The organism is Shewanella sp. 30m-14 (assembly GCF_052977125.1).
In genome coordinates this window covers 43,587-62,264 of record NZ_JBRILW010000017.1, presented here as the reverse complement: position 1 = coordinate 62,264, position 18,678 = coordinate 43,587, and the positions used below count along the sequence as shown (strand labels likewise).

Sequence of the window (18,678 nt, the reverse complement as noted above, 5' to 3'; positions counted from 1 at the left end):
GGCGAATGGACAACCGTATTGCAGCAGAGTTGAAGCAAGAAAATAAAGCTGGGGCAAAAACGATGGGGAAGCGGACTTTTATCTATAAAAAAACGCACGACTATGAGCCGTGCGTTTTTCAGTGCTAATCAGGTGCTACTGAGTTAACTTATACCTGCGCTATCTGGTTCAAAATACGCTTCTCCGAAATAGGATAAGCCGTACCTAAAACCTGTGCAAAACAAGATACTCGATACTCTTCAATCATCCATCTCGCTTCTATCAGCTCATCTGGTACCGGCATAGATTTAGGCAACTTTGCCATTTGCGCCTTAAGTACCTCTTGCACCTTATTGATGCTGTGCATGTGGATCCTGTCGCGATTTGGGTCAACCGGCAACTTCTCTAAGCGATTTTCAATCCCTTTCAAGTAACGATTAAGATCACCAAGACGCTGCCAGCCAGACTGCTCAACAAACCCTTTAAACACCAGTTGGTCTAATTGGCTTTGAATATCACTCATCGCAAAAGCGATATCCAAGCTGATTTTACCTTTAAGGCGCTTTTTGATGCGGTTGAAAATCGTTAAGATCTCTTCAACTTTTAACGCTATCTTTTCTGCTGTCGGGTTCAGTTCTTGCCTAACCCAATCCTTAGCCTCGGTAAAGGCGGATTGTGAGCGCACATCAATGCCCTTCTCATCCAGTAACTGCTGCACAGCTGCCGACAAGATATCATCAATTAAGATATTCACTTGGCCAAAGGGATTGAAATACATCGCCAGTTTGGCTTTATTTGGCAGTGATTTCTGCAGATGTTTTACCGGTGATGGAATATTGAGTAACAGTAAACGTTGCAAACCAATTCGATGCTGTTTTTGTGCTTCAAATTCGTCATCAAATAATTTGATCGATACCGATGTTTTATCGTCCACCAGTGCCGGAAACGCTTTAACTTCAAAGTTACCTTTCTTTTGTTCAAACTGTTTAGGTAGATCGCCAAAGCTCCATAGCTCAAGTCCTTTTTTCTCAATACCTGAGTCAGCAACTTGACGAATAGCCTCTACAACTTGGCCCTGCATGCTCGCTTTTAACGTCTCTAAATCTCGCCCTTCAGCGAGCAACTTCCCCTTGTCACCTTCAACCTTAAAGTTAACTAAAAGGTGTTTAGCAAACTGAGTCGAGTCAAAATCATCGGGCGAAATACGGGTACCACTCATTCGCAGCAGTTGCTTACACATAGCCTCGATTAATGGCAACTCAAACGGCGTCATCGCTTGTAAACACGCCTTTGCATAGTCAGGTGCTGGCACAAAGTTACGTCGAAGCGCCTTAGGCAAAGACTTAATTAGCGCGATGCATTTCTCTTCACGCAGCCCTGGTACAATCCAGTCAAAATCCGTCTCATCGACTTGGTTGATCAACGCGACAGGAATATGCACAGAGACACCATCATCGGCTGTCGATGGTTCAAAGTGGTAACTCACCTTGAGGATTAAATTACCTTTATGCCATTTCTCAGGAAAATCCAATAGCGAGATATGATCACTACTACGCTGCATCAAGGTTTCACGTTCGAAATCCAATAGATCGGGCGTAGTCTTTTTAGCGTCTTTCCACCACTTTAAAAACTTAGGCGCATTGTAAATGCCATCAGGGATTTTCGGCTCATAAAACGCATACAAAGCTTGTTCGTCTACCAAAATGTCACGCCGACGTGATTTGTGCTCTAGCGATTCAATATCTAACAACAACTTTTGATTTTTTATGAAAAAAGCTTCGTTAGTTCTGAGTTCACCATCAGCAAGTGCCGAGCGCACAAAAATCTCGCGCGCTTCAACCGGCTCCACAGGGCCATATTGCACCTTACGACGGTTCACTATTTGCAGGCCATAGAGCACTTGGTTTTCTAGCGCGACTACGGAGCCAAGCTTGGATTCAAAATGCGGCTCGACATAGTTCTTCTTCACCAAGTGCGTAGCCAAAGGCTCAACCCACTCAGGTTGAATTTTAGCGCAGCAACGGGCAAATAAACGTGAGGTTTCAGTCAGCTCTGCTGCCATTATCCATTTAGGGCCTTTTTTCGCTAACGGCGATCCTGGAAACACAAAAAACTTACGATTGCGCGCACCTAAATACTCTTTATCTTTATCTTTAAAGCCGATGTGACTCAGTAACCCTGTCAGTAATGAGCGATGCAACGCTTCGTAATTGAGCTCTTCAGTCGGCGCATTTAGCTTCCATTTCAGCTCATGGGTCGCTTGCCTGAGCTGGGTGTAAAGGTCTTGCCACTCACGAACGCGTAAATAGGCGAGGAACTCACTCTTACACTGCTTTCTAAACTGGCTACTCGACAACTCTTTCTGGCTTTGCTTTAGGTAATCCCACAGGTTTAGCCATGAAACAAAGTCTGAGTCTTTATCACTAAAGCGATTATGGGCCTGATCTGCCGCTTGCTTCTTGTCCATTGGCCGTTCGCGTGGATCTTGAATAGATAGGCCCGCAGTGATCACCAGTGATTCATGCAAGCAACCATTTTGCTGCGCTTCAATCACCATACGTGCAAGACGCGGATCCACAGGGATATGAGCAAGCTGACGCCCAAGTGGTGTTAAACTTAGCTGATCTTTCTTCTTAACTACCGCCTGTAACTCTTCAAGCAACATAAAGCCGTCACGAATGTAGCGCGCATCAGGTGGCTGAATAAACGGGAACCCCTCGATATCGCCAAGGCCAATCGACAGCATCTTTAAAATAACAGAGGCTAAGTTGGTCCGTAGGATCTCAGGATCGGTAAAGCCTGGGCGTGAGATGAAATCATCTTCACTATATAATCGAATACAAATACCTGGCGCGACACGACCACAACGCCCCTGTCGTTGGTTGGCACTTGCTTGCGAGATAGGTTCAATCGGTAGTCGCTGTACTTTGGTGCGGTAACTATATCGGCTAATACGCGCTGTACCCGGGTCAATGACATAACGAATACCCGGAACCGTTAACGAGGTTTCGGCGACGTTCGTTGCAAGTACAATGCGACGGCCCACATGGCTCTTAAAGACTTTTGATTGCTCGCCATAAGACAAACGCGCATACAGTGGCAAAATTTCTGTATCGCGATACTGACGCCGGTTTAGCTGCTCGGCAACATCACGAATTTCTCGCTCACCGTTCATAAAGATCAAGATATCGCCTAGACCCTCATTTATCAGTTCATCGGTGGCGGCAAAAATACCTTCAATAAGATCAAGATCCTCATCTTGGTCTTGCACCAACGGGCGATATCGCGTTTCAACAGGATAAGTACGTCCTGAGACTTCAATCACGGGGGCATTGTTAAAGTGCTTTGAAAAACGCTCAACATCGATGGTTGCAGAGGTAATAATCACTTTAAGATCGGGACGTTTACTTAAGACGTTTTTCAAATAGCCCAAGATAAAGTCGATGTTAAGGCTTCGCTCGTGAGCCTCATCGATAATGATGGCGTCATATTGGTTGAGGTATTTATCATTGGTTAATTCAGCCAACAAAATACCGTCAGTCATTAACTTAATATATGAGTCATTATTAATCGCATCGGCAAAACGTACTTTAAAGCCCACCGCCTCACCAAGAGGTGTATTCATCTCTTCAGCTATTCGCGTAGCAACACTTCGCGCAGCCAATCGACGCGGCTGGGTGTGACCAATAAGGCCACGAGACCCTAAACCCAGTTCTAAACAAATTTTAGGCAGCTGAGTGGTTTTACCTGAGCCCGTTTCGCCCGCGACAATCACCACTTGATTGCCTGAAATCGCATTGCTGATCTCATCACGTTTTTGCGATACAGGTAAACTATCTGGGTAGCTGATTTTTGGGCGATTAGCCAAACGCAGTTCGACTTTTTGACGCGACTCTAGTGCTAACAGCTCGAGCTGTTCAAGAGTGGCTGTTTTTGCCTCTGAGTCAGGCTCTTTTCTAAGCCTAAAAAGACGACGCCTAATTTTGGCGGCGTCAGCTTCATAACAGTGTTTTAAGAATGCGTTAGATAAAGGATGCTGTTGCGAACTCAAGTGCAAATTCCATAGCCAGGACGAAGGAGAGTGATCCTAGCAAGGAACGCAGGATGTTGGTATAGCTGGCTTAAAAATACTTTGTCTTAGTAAGGCTAACTCGGCAGATTTTGAGCTAATGAGGTATGATCTGTCGCTAAAACGAAAAGAGAGTCCGCAATGCCGCCAACTCTCAATATCACAGACCCATAAACTCGGTGCTAAAGTTTTTAAGCTGGCGTTAGATAACACTGCTGCATGTAGGTATTAATCGCCTGCAATACATTGGTCCGATTAATGGTGCCAACCACTTTGCCATCTTCAATTACCGGGTATACTTTTGGCTTAGGGCCTAACATCTGCTCCGCTAACTGCAATACACTGGTGCTTGGAGTCACAGATAATACATCGGTACGCATACAATCTTTGACGATTGCAGTTAAATCGCAGTGATAACTACTTTTGAGCATCACAGCAAGGCAATCCTGCTGCGATAAAAAACCCACTAACCGACCATCATCTTCGACCACTGCGGCGCCCAGTTTCTTGTTATCCAAAAGACGTTCTACTGCTGTTGCTAGTGACATGGAAGGCGATAACAACACTGGCTGGCGATCCATATGTTCTTCTACATTGATTGAATCCATTTCAGTCCCCTATTTAGCTACTCTTTTTTAGTTTAGCTAACATTTGCCAATTCAGGGCAGGATCAAACAGATAAGATTAACAGTTACAAGCAATTCCATAGGAATAACAAAGAAAACGATTAATAAACTATCCATAGAAAGCATTACTGTAATGAACTTAAACGTAACTGATTAAAAACAAACGAATGCTTAGTGAGCTAAGATTTGGGCAATAAAAAACCGAGTTGTTATCAACTCGGTTTTAAAATAACGATAAGCTTGAGCTATTTACAAAGTGGCTCTCTGAAACTTACGCCAGTGTCCCACGGTTGCTCAATCCAGGTATCTTGAGCGATATCGACAATATAGTCATCGACCAAAGGTTTACCCGCAGGCTTTGCACAAACGGTGACAAACTTAGCCTTAGGGTAGATATCACGTACGATTCTAGCCGTTGAGCCACTATCAACAAGATCATCGATTACAATAAAGCCTTCGCCATCGCCAGGCGCTTGCTTAATGATCTTCGTTTCTCTTTGGTGGTCGTGATCGTAACTTGAAATACAGATCGTATCGACATGGCGAATGCCCAATTCACGAGCCAAAATGGCTGCAGGTACTAAACCACCGCGGCTAACTGCAATAATGCCTTTCCACTGCTGTGCAGGTAACAGGCGCTCAGCCAACTCACGGGTATAACCTTGCATTTGATCCCAAGTGATCAGAAATTTCTTGCTCATGTGCAACCTTTTTATGCGAATACGCTATTTTAGGGGAAAGAGATTGCGCGGCATTTTGGCTTTTTATTCAAAACCATACAAATATAAGTTCGTGACCCAATTCACATATTTTAACTAACGGGTCATTGGACATCAGCTAACGACTCGCGTTAATGCCAAAGCGTTAATCTATCGGTCTCATTGTATAGATATTTGTTAATCAATTTGTTGGTGCCATGATTATAAACACGTTGAGCCGAGGTTTAGGAAATGAGTATTTTGCGCTAAAAATTGCTAGGCATGGGTAAGCTATTTTAGATCAGCACTTTTTAATTGTTGATATTTGTCTAATACACCATTACGGGCCAGGCCACGCTTTACACTGCTGCACAATTTTCCAAAGCGGCGTATTTCATCAAATTGGGGGGTTCTGCCATTTGATATTGCTGACTCCCAGTAGCTTAATTCGCTATCCACTAACTCTATGAGTTTCTTCGGACAACCTATACAGCTGCCATCTGGGCCGCAGACAAAAGTTTCAGGTTCATATAATGGGAGCTCCTGCTTAACCTGCTCAATAATGTTTAGCATAGCCGTGGCACGATCGGGCTTAGTCTCTTTATTAGGAGTAGGAGCTGTTTTAGGAGCGGTTTCAACAGCTATAGTTTGCTTCGTCATAAAATGCTTAAACAGTCAAAATCTAGCTACATTATATAAGCTAGTGGCTCTTTACATTAGTGAATATTTATTTAAGTACTTATTTACTAAAACACTCGCTTATCTGAGCTCGTACTCGTTTAAGCAAACACTCACTTTAGCAGTCACTTATTTATGTAGGTATTTATGAGCGAGTTTCTTAAGTGAGTCATCGCGTTTTTCCCTTTACCTAAATCCCTTTTTCTAGCTTCCTTGTTCTAACTCCCTTGTTCTAGCTATTTTCTCTAGGTTTAACCCTCTATAGGTATAATATTGCATCGCTTTAAAATATTGTAAATAGAGGTGCACGATAGGAAATGTTTACCTTCCGTGCACATCACTTCACATTAAAGATCTGACCAAATCATCACTTGCGCAGGTTCGTTGTTTTTTCGAGTCGCTCGGTACATGCCTTCGGTATTAAAAGGGGTTGCGATATTACCTCGTTGATCGATTGCAATCACACCGCCTGTGCCACCAGCCGTGATCAAACGTTGATTTATCACTTCATCGGCCGCTTGAATAATGGACTTGTTTTGGTATTTCACTTTTGCACAAATATCGCCTGCCACGTGGTAACGTATAAAATACTCACCATGGCCCGTTGCCGAGACTGCGCAAACACCGTTCTCAGCATAAGTTCCCGCACCTATCACAGGCGAATCACCAATACGGCCAAAGCGTTTAGCCGTCATACCGCCCGTAGAGGTGCCGGCTGCAAGGTTACCGTCTTGATCTAAGGCTACTGCGCCTACCGTGCCAAATTTATAGTCAAACTCACTGTAATCAAGGGCGCTTTGCTGATAATTATGGTGCATATTAGCGCCAGTACTGGCTTGATAATCTGGATTCGACTCCGCTTTTTGGATTTTTCCTTTGGCAGTTTTTAACTGTTGATAACGACTTTCTGTGTCAAAGTGATTAGCCGGTACTAACGTGAAGCCTTGAGTTAAGGCAAACTCTTCAGCGCCCTGACCCGCAAGCATCACATGGGGAGATTTCTCCATGACGGTTACAGCCAAATCGATAGGGTTTTTAATGTGTCTTACCCCTGCGACAGCCCCAGCATTCATGGTTTTACCGTCCATGATAGAGGCATCCATTTCGTGGCTGCCATCATAAGTGTACACAGCGCCAAGTCCAGCATTAAAAAGTGGGCTATTCTCTAGGATATTTATTGACGCTCGAACAGCAACTAAACTGTCGCCACCTTTAGCGAGAATATCATAGCCAGCATCCACAGCTTGTTGTAATTTTTCCCGATACGCAGTTTGCTGCTCAGCGGTTAAATTGGCCTTGGAAATAGTGCCCGCACCACCATGAATCGCAATTGAGAATGGTTTATCACTGGCCACCACATTTACAGACAAGAATGACGATAAAACAACTAACATTGTAGAACTGAACGACTGATACTTCACAAACCGCACCCAATTATATTTATTTGCTCTCTTTGTAACTATTTTCGGCCATAATTACAATCAGCAACTTGCTTGAGTGCACTATTCTAGTGACAATAGGCTGTCCTAATAATAAGAGTCTAATTTTGTTGATAAGTTTAATCCGAATGCTGAGCTTAATCTTGATACTTGTCACTCTGACAGTAACAACGTTTTCCGCCCAGGCAAATGACTGGTTAACACTTAACATAAAAGGTGTTGAGGGAAGCCTTGCACGTAATGTTCAAGCTCACTTAGGCACCTTACCCGACTCCAGCGTACAACGCCGAGCCTATATCTTTAACGCCGAAGATAACATTAACGCAGCGATGCACTCTATGGGCTATTACCACAGTAAAATATCCCAGCAGATCATCAACAATGAAAAGAAAGCCTGGGTGCTCAAGATTAATATTGATGCGGGACCACCGACATTAATCAGTTGGGTTGATATTCAAGTTAAAGGTGAAATGCGTAATGACCCCATTTTTGAAAAATGGCTCAGTCAATTAACGATCCGTCCTGGAGATAAACTCAATCAAGGTACTTACGACGATATCAAGTCTCAACTACTGACTCTCGCTCTGGCTAGAGGCTACTTTGATGGTAAGTTTGATTTAGCTCAAATCGCCGTCAATCGTGACTTTAACACTGCAGAAATCTCACTTTATTATGACTCAGGTAAGCGATATCACATTGGTAAAGTCAGTTTTACAGGCTCTACCTTAGAGCCACAAATTTTAGAACAGCTGATCCCTTTTAAACTAGATGCCCCCTATAGCACCGCTAATTTAGGTCAATTAAACAGACAACTGTTAGATACCGGTTACTTTTCTAATATCAAGGTGTTGCCTCTTGTTGATCAAGTAAAAGACTTACAAGTTCCGATTCGTGTCGAACTGAGCTCTCGACCTTATCATTCAATAGAGTTAGGTCTAGGTGCAGATATCGGTAACACTGTCGATAACAATCTTGAACCTAGAGTACGAGTCACTTGGCGTACCCCACAAATTAATAAATATGGTCACTCACAGGAAACGACTGCCGAGTGGTCACCGGATAAACCTAAGTTTTTAACGACTTATACTATCCCCCTCACCCATCCCATTGACGATCAGTTAAAGATCCGAGTTGGAATGCTACGGGACAAGTATGGTGTTACACAGGTATACAATGCCGACGAGCGCCAATTTAATAATACCGGGCAACTTGAATCGACCAAAACAGTATTAGCGGTGATAAGACATCAACGCCTTGAAAGTAAATGGCTGTTTAACTATTCAGCCGAAGTGATGAGCGAGAACTACACTCAATCGGGGGTTGACTATGATCCTAGATACGTTTTATTTGGCACTAGCCTCTCTAAAACGGTTCGTGGTGATAATTCTCTCGATCCGAAATCAGGTTTCTTCCAATTCTATAGTCTCGAATATGCCGACCCTAATTTAGGTTCGGAAGTTAGGCTTGCACGTTTACAGTCCAAGTTCATATGGATAGATACATTTTTTGAAAAGCACAGGATAGTTTCCCGGTTAGATATGGCAGCCAACTTAACCAGTAACAATTCACTGGCAGAGATCCCGCCTTCATTACGTTACTTTGCAGGTGGAGACCAAAGTATTCGTGGTTATAGTTACAATGAGCTAGGCCCTTATATTGACAGTGTTAATGCCGAAGGAGAAGTTGTCAGGGAGGTTGTTGGTGGGCGTTACTTGATGGTCGGCAGCTTGGAATATCAATACTATTTAACGCCACATTGGCGGGTTGCAACATTTATCGATGCCGGTAATGCTTTTGACGTTAACCAAGTAGAACTTGTGACTTCCGTCGGTGCAGGTATTCATTGGATCTCACCTATCGGCCCCGTTAAACTCGATATCGGTATCGGTTTGAAAGAGACTGATACTATTAGTCGCCCTTGGCGAATTCATATCACTATGGGGTCGGTGTTATGACGACTTCTGAACAACAGTCACAAACCACATTCCCCCAGCAACCAGCAGCAAATAAACTCAGTTTGAAAGCTAGAGTATGGCGTTGGTTTAAACGAATAAGTCGGGTGATTATTTACACGCCACTGCTTATTTTAGTCTGCGCCGCAATATTAATTGGTACACAGTTTGGCAGTCATATTGCGGTAAAGTTGGCCGACACCTTGGTGCCTGATTTGGAACTTGATTACAAGTCAGGTCAAATTAACCGCCAACTTGAACTCAATTATGCCGCTTGGCAAATGCATGGCGTTAAAGTAGAGATCTCAGATCTGGTGCTTGCTTGGAATCCCATGTGCTTAATGCAAAAACAACTTTGCGTAGAGCAGTTAACTAGCTCAAAAGTCAATGTTGAAATAGACACTGCACTTCTTGGTGAAGAATCCCCAACACAAGCTAAGACAGAGCTCGCACTTAACAATGACCATATCCAGAACTCATCGTTAACCGCTGCCCCTAATACCCTTGCCAGCAACGTCAATAATAACGCCCTTACAACTGGTTCAACACAGAGTGATTCAACTGAGCGCAGTAACACTAAGAGCAATGAAACTGAACCCGATAAAACTAAGAGTGATGAAACAGAAAACCAAGAGATCACTCTGCCATTTGCGATTACCTTAGTCAGCGGAGCCCTACAAAACGTCACTGTTCGCGTGAATGATATGGACTTTAACGCCAATCAGCTCAATTTAAGTGCCGAGTGGCTTGCAACGGGGATCCGTGCAAGCTCCATTTATTCTGAAGGCTTACTTGTCTCTATTCCTTTCGAAGAGACCACACCGGAACAAGCACTGACCACGACTATCTCGCCGAAAGAGAGCAACAAAACCAAAGCAAAACAGACAAATCCAGATATAAATAAAGCGACTGAAGATTGGGCTATGGCAAATCTTCCACCAGTATTTATGCCTATTCCAGTCTTTGTTGAAGCCTTAAATATCGACAATGGTGACTTAGTGCTTGGGCCGCGTAAAGATCATTTTAGCCACCTGCACTTAAGTGGCAGCTACCAACAGTTTTTGATCAATATTGATGATTTTAAAGCTAGCCACAGTTACGGTGACGTTAGCCTTATAGGACAAATGTCGCTTATTGACGATTATCCAATGGATATAAAGTCCTCCATATCACTTCACCAAGTCACTGAATTGCCAGGACTTGAAAAACAAAACGTCAACATTACCGTCAAGCAAGGCTTTAAGGATCTTACAAGCCATATCGTCGGTAGCGGTCAATTCAGTTTCGACATCAACTCGACAATCGACCTCACTAAGCCAAATATTCCCTACCAACTAAGTTTGAACGCTAAAAAGTTACAATGGCCACTAAAAGACGCTGAGTATAGTGCCGCCAATATTACGCTCACCAGCCAAGGCGACTTAGGCACTCAAAGAGTAACGATGAGAAGTTTATTCTCCTCAAACTACCAACCAACGCTCGACATTGACGCTGTACTGAAACACGCTAATAGTCGTGTTGATATTGAAAAGCTACACGCTTATAACGACGTCCTTGGCTCAGTCATCCTACAAGGCCAATTTAAATATGGTGAGCAATTAAGTTGGGACGCCAAAGTTGCTGCGCAAAACTTCGATATTAGTCAGCTAAAAGTAACACAGAGCCAAGTCTTGCCTAACAGTGATATTACTGGCCCTTTAAATACTAGCGGTAAGTTCAGCCTCGCCGACAAGACTTGGTCTATCGATATTGAACAAGCTAACCTTAGTGGGCATGTTATGCATTACCCGCTCAATGTTGACGGCGGGATCGCCATTAACAATAAATGGTATTTAAGCTCTGATGGCCTCAATGTTACTGCTTTAAAGAGCCGACTATTTATCCAAGGAGAAGTCGATAAGCGCTGGGCGTTGACTGGAGAGCTTAATGTGCCCAATTTAAGTCTATGGCAGCCTGACGCCAAAGGGACCATTAACGCAGATATTAATGTATCGGGTGAAAACGAACATCCCGATATTGCGGTCTCGCTCAATGCTAACGAACTGCAGTTTTTAGCGCTAGAGCTTGCAAATTTGTCGCTAGCTGGACACTACAAACCATTCGATAATCAAGCTTTTAAGGCTGCACTCAACTTGCAAGAGTTTAGCTACCAAGAACTCGACCTCTCCAGTATCGTGGTAAACACAGAGGGGGATTTAATCCAACAGTCACTCACTCTCAAATCAGATGGCGATGTTAAACTGACAACGGATATTAGCAGTCAGTACAACGAGCTTAAACAACGTATTAACGCGCGGGTTAATCGGCTTTCACTAAATTCTAAACTCGGTGATATTAGCCTTGAAGCACCGATGACTGCTGAATATAGTTTAGATAAAAATGAAGGCAACATCGCACCATTTTGCCTGTCCCACATCGGTGGGCAATTATGTGCAAAGATGCCAATTCAACTCGGCCTAACTGGCCAGGCTGGAATCGAATTTGTTGGTGATCTTGGCGTCTTAGTCGAACCTTGGTTACCTGAAAGCCTTGATTGGAAAGGCCCAGCGACATTAACCTCAAACTTACAATGGTTTGAAGATAAAAAGCCCACCGGCAATGTAGAATTATCGCTATCACAAGGCCATATCGACTTTAAAGCAACCAATAATAGTGATGTCGCTATTGGCTATAAGTCGCTACTGCTACGTAGCCGTTTAGATGAAAAGCAGCTGGTTAGCTCACTGTCTCTGGAATCCCACGACATTGCCAGTATGGATGCCAATCTGGCGATTAATGTCAGCCCTGATAGAAAAATGCAGGGACAACTGTCGCTACAACAAATTAACTTACAAGCTTTAGCTGAATTACTACCTGAGCTTGAAGTCCTCGAAGGACAAATCTCAAGTAAATTGCAAATAAGCGGTAGCTTAAACGAACCTCAAGTATCAGGTGAAGTATCACTCAATAAGGGGTCAATCATGGCTACAGCAAACCCGACATTATTAGAAGATATCGATCTCGATTTTATCTTTTCGGGCAAAAAAGCAAAAATTGATGGCGAACTCAAAATGGGCAAAGGGAAAGCCTACGTCGACGGCCAGCTAGATTGGGCACAACAAAAGCTCAAAGGTTCTTTCGGTTTAAAGGGTAAAGACTTAGCCGTGATCCAACCGCCGCTTGCTATTTTAAATGTAGGAACGGATTTACAAGTAAAATTCACCGATCATTCTTTCGATATTAGTGGTGATATCAATGTGCCATCAGGGCACATAACCATAGTACAACTGCCAGAAGGCGGTGTTGCCCTTTCAAAAGATGTCGTCTTTACCGACAGCCAGGCATCTGAGCAAGCAAAAGTATCACCGCTCGCCGTGTCAGCCCAAGTAAACTTGAATGTTGGCAATAATCTACGCGTCGATGGCATGGGGTTAACAGGTAAACTGCAAGGTCAGTTAGAATTAAAACAAGATCCTTTTAGACCTCCTTTACTATTTGGAGAAATCAAGGTCGTCGACGGCAATTACAAATTTATGGGGCAAACTCTACAAATACGAGCAGGCGAAATGCAGTTTGTTGGTCCTATTGACGTGCCAAACCTTAATATTGAAGCGGTTAGAGTCATTAAGGATGAAGATGTTGTTGCAGGCGTGCGCATCACCGGCACCCCGATGAAACCCATTGTTAATCTATTTTCAAATCCTGCCAAAGAGCAGGCTGAAATTCTCAACTATATTGTCAGAGGGACTGGGTTGAGTGACAACAGCATAGATCAAAATAGCGGCTTAATGATGGGAGCCGCCCTTTCATTGAGCAGTCAAATTGACGGCGGCGCTATTGGTAACATAGGTAATACCGCCACCAGCATTATTGAGAAGATTGGCTTCTCTAATGTGCAACTCGATGCAAATGATGATGGTCGCTTCGCTATCAGTGGCTTTATCGGTGACAAACTGATGATCAAATATGGTGTTGGCGTATTTAACCCAGGTTATGAAATGACAGTTAGATACTACCTGTTATCGCAATTGTACCTAGAAAGTGTGTCAGGCTCCATTGAGCAGTCTCTCGATCTCTATTACCGCTTTGACCTGTAGCCCAATAATCACTATCTGTTGCTCAGTTAATACTAAAAGCAAAAAGCCATCGTTACGATGGCTTTTTAATTAATTTGATATACGTGACATTCTAGGTATCTGATTGACCCAGTTCTTTTGGCATGTCATCACGTAGGCTCTGCCACATAACGCCACTATTAATACCATAAGTGCGCATTAACGCAGGTACATCAGTGTAATTTTTATCGATAGCAAGTTGCTGCAACTGCTTATAAAAATCCATCGCCAATGCTCGTGCTTCAGCACTTGAGAAATAGTAACGCCCCACTCTGCTATATAAGCCTTTAAATCCATTTAGGATTAAAACATAAAGTGGATTACCTGACGAAAATGCTAAGGTGTGCTGTAGTTCGTAATCGAAATCCGCATAGGCCTGAGCAGTATCTTCAAGCTCATTAATCGTCGCCAGTGCTGCAACTGCTTTATCAGGACTATTGCGAATAGCACCTCTAAAATAAATTGCACTGACACTGCTTCTCGCAGACAGCAACTGGTCTACTAATTCAGGAAAACCATCCGGGTTAAGATCAGCAATCGTCTCTAGAATGTTTAGTCCTGACGTTTCCCAGAAATTATTAACACGGGTTGGTTTACCGTGCTGAATCGTAAGCCATCCGTCTCGAGCCAAACGCTGCAGTACTTCACGCAATGTCGTACGGGTGACACCAATCAATTCTGAAAGCTCACGTTCAGCGGGCAGAATAGAGCCTGGAGGAAACTTATTTTCCCAAATGGATCGTACAATATACTTCTCTGCAAAGCTTGCAGGGCCTTTGGCATTGATGATCATAAGCCTACTCTATCCGATTATTAGTGTTGTTCTGTGACTGATCATACCAGAGCGGTAGGAAATGAAAACTAAAACAGGCTTATTAGACGATGACTAGCGAAATAAAGCTGTCGAACCGCTCACTTTTTGCGCTAACAGTTCAGTTTAAGTGATATTTTTTTGATATAGATAGCTGTTTCGTCATTAGGGGCTTTTTAAGTTATCGAAAAGGTTTTACCTTTAGCATTGGCTTATTTATCTCTAGTAGAAAATTCAACCATTTTGGCTACTAGAAACTATAAAAAATCAATAGAGAGGATTCCATGCCTGTGACAATGAGTCGGGCGTTTCTTGACAACTTCTTGGGTAATTCACCTAAGTGGTTCAAACTCGCGATCATATCGTTTTTGGTGATCAACCCAATCGTATTTTACTTTAACCCGTTTATTGCAGGCTGGCTGTTAGTTGTTGAATTTATTTTCACCTTAGCTATGGCCCTTAAGTGCTACCCATTACAACCGGGTGGATTATTAGCGATTGAAGCTGTGGCTATCGGCATGACTTCGCCGAGCCAAGTGCTACATGAAATCGAAGCAAACCTTGAAGTAGTGTTACTGCTGGTCTTTATGGTCGCCGGTATTTACTTCATGAAGCAGCTGCTACTTTTTGTCTTTACCAAGATGATTACTAAGGTTCGCTCAAAAGTTGCTGTATCGATGATGTTCTGTATGGCATCGGCATTTTTGTCTGCTTTCTTAGATGCACTAACTGTTATCGCAGTTATCATTACCGTCGCTGTCGGTTTCTACTCTATTTACCACAAGGTAGCGTCGGGTAAAACTTTTGGCGATAGTCATGATCATACATCTGATGGCCATGAGCAGCTATGTCAAGAAGAACTCGAGTCTTTCCGAGGTTTCTTACGTAACTTGCTGATGCATGCTGGTGTGGGTACCGCTCTTGGTGGTGTTTGTACTATGGTTGGCGAGCCACAAAACCTGATCATTGCAGCCCAGGCAAACTGGCAATTTGCTGAATTTGCTATCCGCATGTCTCCAGTGACAGTACCTGTATTCTTTGCTGGTATTACGACTTGTTTCTTAGTTGAGAAGTTCAAAGTCTTTGGCTACGGTCAACAGCTGCCTGAGGCAGTTCATAAGATCTTATCTGATTACGATGCTCATGAAGATGCTAACCGTACTAAACACGATAAAGTTAAATTACTTATTCAGGCACTTATTGGTGTGTGGTTAATCGCAGGTCTTGCACTGCACTTAGCTTCTGTTGGTCTAATCGGTCTATCTGTTATCATTCTTGCAACAGCATTTAACGGTATCACTAATGAACACGCACTGGGTAAAGCATTCGAAGAAGCTCTGCCATTTACAGCACTATTAGCGGTTTTCTTTGCTATCGTTGCAGTCATTATTGATCAGCAGCTGTTCGCACCAGTAATCCAATGGGCACTAAGCTATGAAGGCAACACTCAGTTAGTCATTTTCTACATTGCTAACGGTCTATTGTCGATGGTAAGTGACAACGTATTCGTTGGTACGGTTTACATTAACGAAGTGAAAGCTGCGCTACTTAACGGCCAAATCACTCGTGATCAGTTCGATCTACTTGCTGTTGCTATTAACACCGGTACTAACCTACCTTCTGTTGCAACACCAAATGGTCAAGCTGCGTTCCTATTCCTACTGACCTCTGCGATTGCACCGCTTATTCGCCTTTCGTACGGCAGAATGGTGTGGATGGCATTGCCGTACACTATCGTATTGTCTATCGTAGGTGTGCTGGCAATTCAATTAGGTGGCCTAGAACAGATGACTCAGTATTTTTATGACAGTCAAATGTTAATCCACCACTCTGCTCAAGCAGCGGCGGATGGTGTAATATCAGCACATTGATAAGCATTATTTGAACTATTTTTTAAATAGTTAGTCATATAAAACGCCCTATTCAATAGGGCGTTTTTTATTTGCAATGGAGACTTTATCGTTGAATGCACTAATTCGTTTTTCCCACTCAAGAACAGCTTGGCTAACCTTAATGCTCTCAGCTGTTGCACTTGAGCTTGCCGCGCTCTTTTTTCAACACATCATGAAACTTGATCCCTGTGTTATGTGTATTTATCAGCGCGTTGCAGTATTTGGAGTCGTCTTTGCAGGCCTAATTGGTACTATCGGTCATCGCTCACGTATCGCTCGTGCGCTCGGAGTTATTGTTTGGGGGGTTAGCGCGGCTTGGGGGTTAAAGTTAGCGCTGGAGCTTGTCGAAATGCAGATGAATCCCTCTCCTTTTGCAACCTGCTCATATCTACCTGAATTTCCAACTTGGCTACCACTTCATGAATGGTTACCTGCTATCTTTATGCCTACAGGCATGTGTACTGATATTCCATGGGAGTTTATGGGCGTCACTATGGGGCAATGGATGATTGTGGCATTTAGCGGCTACCTGCTCGCTTTACTGATTTTTATCATCCCATCATTAAAGAAGTCAATCTAGCTACCTAGGCGCTCCTATCAGTAATTCTTTATACTGACTGCTATAATGCAGGCTTACAAAGCAAAAACGCTCTATTAGAGCGTTTTTATTATTTATATAGATATTGATACCTGAGTATTAATCAACATCTTTCATTGGCCAAAGCACTATGTGACCTTCAATATCTCGGATCTTAGTTTCACACGTTACCTTACCAGCTACCGACATTCCCGCTAAAATCATCGCCTCTTTCGAGCCCGTTTTTAAAGGATGCCAAGTAGGCAATTCTCGCCCCAAAAACAGGCGACGATATGCACAGCTATCGGGCAACCAAGTTAACGACGCGATATTGTCAACGGTGACTTTGGTACACGATGGCACAAAGCTAAAGCGTTGATCGTAATTCTGACAATGGCCCACTTTATTATCGAGTAACTGACAAGCGGCATTCGTGTAATAAAGTTGCTCAGTTTCGTCGTCAATCAATTTATTTAGGCAACACTTACCACAACCATCACATAATGACTCCCACTCTTCGGTCGTCATCTGTGCTAAGGTTTTTTCATTCCAAAACGCCATGCTTAAATCATTCACTCATCCAAATCAGTTAGCTGGCTATTATACAACGCTATGGCTGTCATTCGCACTAGGGCATTGCCCTACTTACACCTTTTAGATGGGCTTATTATTAAAATCTGTGATTATGATTAGAAAAGATACTGCGTATCCTTAAAAGGATTATTAGCGCTAACGCTGCCGAGTTAACGGCAAAGTTAGCGTAAATATGGGCCTAGCGCGGAGGTGATAACAAACAACCACGATAAAATCTCTCTTTTACCGTTTAAGTGAATGCTTAAATGATCGCCGGGTACTTAATTCTCTCTGAAAGATAAGCGACAGTAATAGCAAAGTAATCTGAGTCATTCCAACGTAGTAAACCGCGATAGTTATCATAAACCAGGTACTTACGCCCTTTTTCCCCATCAGGCATCACCAGTGATATCTGCATATCATCGCGCTTAGGTAAATCACTACCATCAAAACGGCGCACGCCAAGTTCCTGCCATTGATTAAAGCTTTTCTTTATCTTTAAGTCTGCAAGACTTGCTTCAAATGACTTAGGTAGCTGAACTTGCCGACCCCAGGTTTCAGACTCTTTCCAACCAGCTTGCTGAAGATAATAAGCAGTAGATGCAAATGCATCACTGATGTTATTCCATATATCCCTCTTACCGTCCCCATCACCATCTTGAGCATAGGCAAGATACGAGCTAGGCATAAACTGAGTTTTGCCCATTGCGCCAGTCCACGAGGCTTTTAATTCAGAAAATCCAATATCGTCACGCTGTGCAATTTTTAATGCGGCAAAGAACTCTTTACGATAAAAGTCTTCTTTGTGCCCTTCATAGGCTAACGATGCGGTTACCGATAAAACAGGGAACTCACCGCGCAATTGACCGAAGTTAGACTCTACGCCCCATAACGCCACAATGAAGCGTGGCTGCACACCATAACGTTGACCCATTTTCTCAAGTTCAGGATAATGTTGTTTATACAAAGCACGCGCCGCATCAACAGTTGATTGCGGCACGGCTTTGGGGAGATAGGTTTCAAGCGTAACAGGGCCTTCAGTCTGGTTTTGTCCAGTTACCATCGCTTTTTTAAACAATTTAATTTTTGGAAAAACATCATCTATCGTTTGTTTACTGATGCCTTTATCAATGGCATCTTGTTGTAGCGAGTTAACGTAATCACTAAAACTACCTTTAGGCTCACTTGCCGCACTGACGACGTTAGGCGACAAACTTAAACAGCAAGCCAGTGCTAGAACATGTTTTCCAAAAACCATAATACCCCTTGTGTTACATCTTTTATGGCATT

General features: G+C 43.2%; 12 protein-coding genes. 4 read left to right on the top strand and 8 right to left on the bottom strand.

Going from position 1 to position 18,678, the window contains the following annotated elements; translation table 11 throughout:
• Window positions 1–148 precede the first annotated feature (148 nt).
• The 5 genes from hrpA to ACVBIU_RS13490 form a co-directional block, all read right to left on the bottom strand.
• Window positions 149–4,030 carry an ATP-dependent RNA helicase HrpA gene (hrpA, locus tag ACVBIU_RS13510; protein WP_447164071.1) on the bottom strand — a complete coding sequence of 1,294 codons (3,882 nt, stop codon included), beginning with the start codon at window positions 4,028–4,030 and terminating at the stop codon, window positions 149–151.
• A 209-nt stretch (window positions 4,031–4,239) separates the two neighbouring features.
• Complete coding sequence (locus tag ACVBIU_RS13505) at window positions 4,240–4,656, bottom strand: CBS domain-containing protein (protein ID WP_447159897.1); 417 nt, start codon at window positions 4,654–4,656, stop codon at window positions 4,240–4,242.
• 263 nt (window positions 4,657–4,919) lie between these two features.
• Window positions 4,920–5,375: a xanthine phosphoribosyltransferase gene (gene gpt, locus ACVBIU_RS13500; RefSeq protein WP_447164070.1), complete on the bottom strand. Its 456-nt coding sequence runs from the start codon at window positions 5,373–5,375 to the stop codon at window positions 4,920–4,922.
• Between the two features lie 288 nt (window positions 5,376–5,663).
• Window positions 5,664–6,032: a hypothetical protein gene (locus tag ACVBIU_RS13495; protein ID WP_447159900.1), complete on the bottom strand. Its 369-nt coding sequence runs from the start codon at window positions 6,030–6,032 to the stop codon at window positions 5,664–5,666.
• Window positions 6,033–6,397: 365 nt separating this feature from the next.
• Window positions 6,398–7,444, bottom strand: a complete 1,047-nt coding sequence (locus ACVBIU_RS13490; protein WP_447164069.1) for an isoaspartyl peptidase/L-asparaginase family protein — start codon at window positions 7,442–7,444, stop codon at window positions 6,398–6,400.
• A 173-nt stretch (window positions 7,445–7,617) separates the two neighbouring features.
• Here ACVBIU_RS13490 and ACVBIU_RS13485 point away from each other — a divergent pair, with 173 nt between their 5' ends.
• Both ACVBIU_RS13485 and ACVBIU_RS13480 read left to right on the top strand, forming a co-directional pair.
• Complete coding sequence (locus tag ACVBIU_RS13485; RefSeq protein WP_447160016.1) at window positions 7,618–9,444, top strand: autotransporter assembly complex protein TamA; 1,827 nt, start codon at window positions 7,618–7,620, stop codon at window positions 9,442–9,444.
• Window positions 9,441–13,517: a translocation/assembly module TamB domain-containing protein gene (locus ACVBIU_RS13480; protein WP_447164068.1), complete on the top strand. Its 4,077-nt coding sequence runs from the start codon at window positions 9,441–9,443 to the stop codon at window positions 13,515–13,517. Before ACVBIU_RS13485 ends, ACVBIU_RS13480 begins: the two co-directional genes overlap by 4 nt.
• Before the next feature lie 91 nt (window positions 13,518–13,608).
• Here the strand turns inward: ACVBIU_RS13480 and fadR are convergent, their stop codons facing one another.
• On the bottom strand, window positions 13,609–14,328 hold the full coding sequence (gene fadR / locus ACVBIU_RS13475) for a fatty acid metabolism transcriptional regulator FadR (RefSeq protein ID WP_447159902.1): 720 nt from the start codon (window positions 14,326–14,328) through the stop codon (window positions 13,609–13,611).
• 302 nt (window positions 14,329–14,630) lie between these two features.
• Between fadR and nhaB the strand changes: the two genes are divergently transcribed.
• The gene (gene nhaB, locus ACVBIU_RS13470) at window positions 14,631–16,217 is read left to right on the top strand and encodes a sodium/proton antiporter NhaB (RefSeq protein ID WP_447159903.1); all 1,587 of its coding nucleotides are present in this window, start codon (window positions 14,631–14,633) and stop codon (window positions 16,215–16,217) included.
• A 91-nt stretch (window positions 16,218–16,308) separates the two neighbouring features.
• Complete coding sequence (gene dsbB / locus ACVBIU_RS13465; RefSeq protein ID WP_447164067.1) at window positions 16,309–16,818, top strand: disulfide bond formation protein DsbB; 510 nt, start codon at window positions 16,309–16,311, stop codon at window positions 16,816–16,818.
• 117 nt (window positions 16,819–16,935) lie between these two features.
• On the opposite strand, the gene ACVBIU_RS13460 is transcribed toward dsbB, so the two are convergent.
• Complete coding sequence (locus tag ACVBIU_RS13460) at window positions 16,936–17,376, bottom strand: YcgN family cysteine cluster protein (protein ID WP_447164066.1); 441 nt, start codon at window positions 17,374–17,376, stop codon at window positions 16,936–16,938.
• Window positions 17,377–17,650: 274 nt separating this feature from the next.
• Window positions 17,651–18,646 (bottom strand): lytic murein transglycosylase, encoded by a 996-nt coding sequence (locus ACVBIU_RS13455; protein ID WP_447159906.1) that lies wholly within the window; start codon window positions 18,644–18,646, stop codon window positions 17,651–17,653.
• Between the last annotated feature and the right edge of the window lie 32 nt (window positions 18,647–18,678).

What these genes read in the sequence shown, in the direction of transcription:
- ACVBIU_RS13455 (WP_447159906.1), bottom strand. Translation starts at nt 18,646, where the DNA reads ATGGTTTTTGGAAAACATGTTCTAGCACTGGCTTGCTGTTTAAGTTTG.
- ACVBIU_RS13480 (WP_447164068.1), top strand. Translation starts at nt 9,441, where the DNA reads ATGACGACTTCTGAACAACAGTCACAAACCACATTCCCCCAGCAACCA.
- ACVBIU_RS13460 (WP_447164066.1), bottom strand. Translation starts at nt 17,376, where the DNA reads ATGGCGTTTTGGAATGAAAAAACCTTAGCACAGATGACGACCGAAGAG.
- ACVBIU_RS13485 (WP_447160016.1), top strand. Translation starts at nt 7,618, where the DNA reads ATGCTGAGCTTAATCTTGATACTTGTCACTCTGACAGTAACAACGTTT.
- fadR (WP_447159902.1), bottom strand. Translation starts at nt 14,328, where the DNA reads ATGATCATCAATGCCAAAGGCCCTGCAAGCTTTGCAGAGAAGTATATT.
- ACVBIU_RS13505 (WP_447159897.1), bottom strand. Translation starts at nt 4,656, where the DNA reads ATGGATTCAATCAATGTAGAAGAACATATGGATCGCCAGCCAGTGTTG.
- gpt (WP_447164070.1), bottom strand. Translation starts at nt 5,375, where the DNA reads ATGAGCAAGAAATTTCTGATCACTTGGGATCAAATGCAAGGTTATACC.
- ACVBIU_RS13490 (WP_447164069.1), bottom strand. Translation starts at nt 7,444, where the DNA reads ATGTTAGTTGTTTTATCGTCATTCTTGTCTGTAAATGTGGTGGCCAGT.
- ACVBIU_RS13495 (WP_447159900.1), bottom strand. Translation starts at nt 6,032, where the DNA reads ATGACGAAGCAAACTATAGCTGTTGAAACCGCTCCTAAAACAGCTCCT.
- nhaB (WP_447159903.1), top strand. Translation starts at nt 14,631, where the DNA reads ATGCCTGTGACAATGAGTCGGGCGTTTCTTGACAACTTCTTGGGTAAT.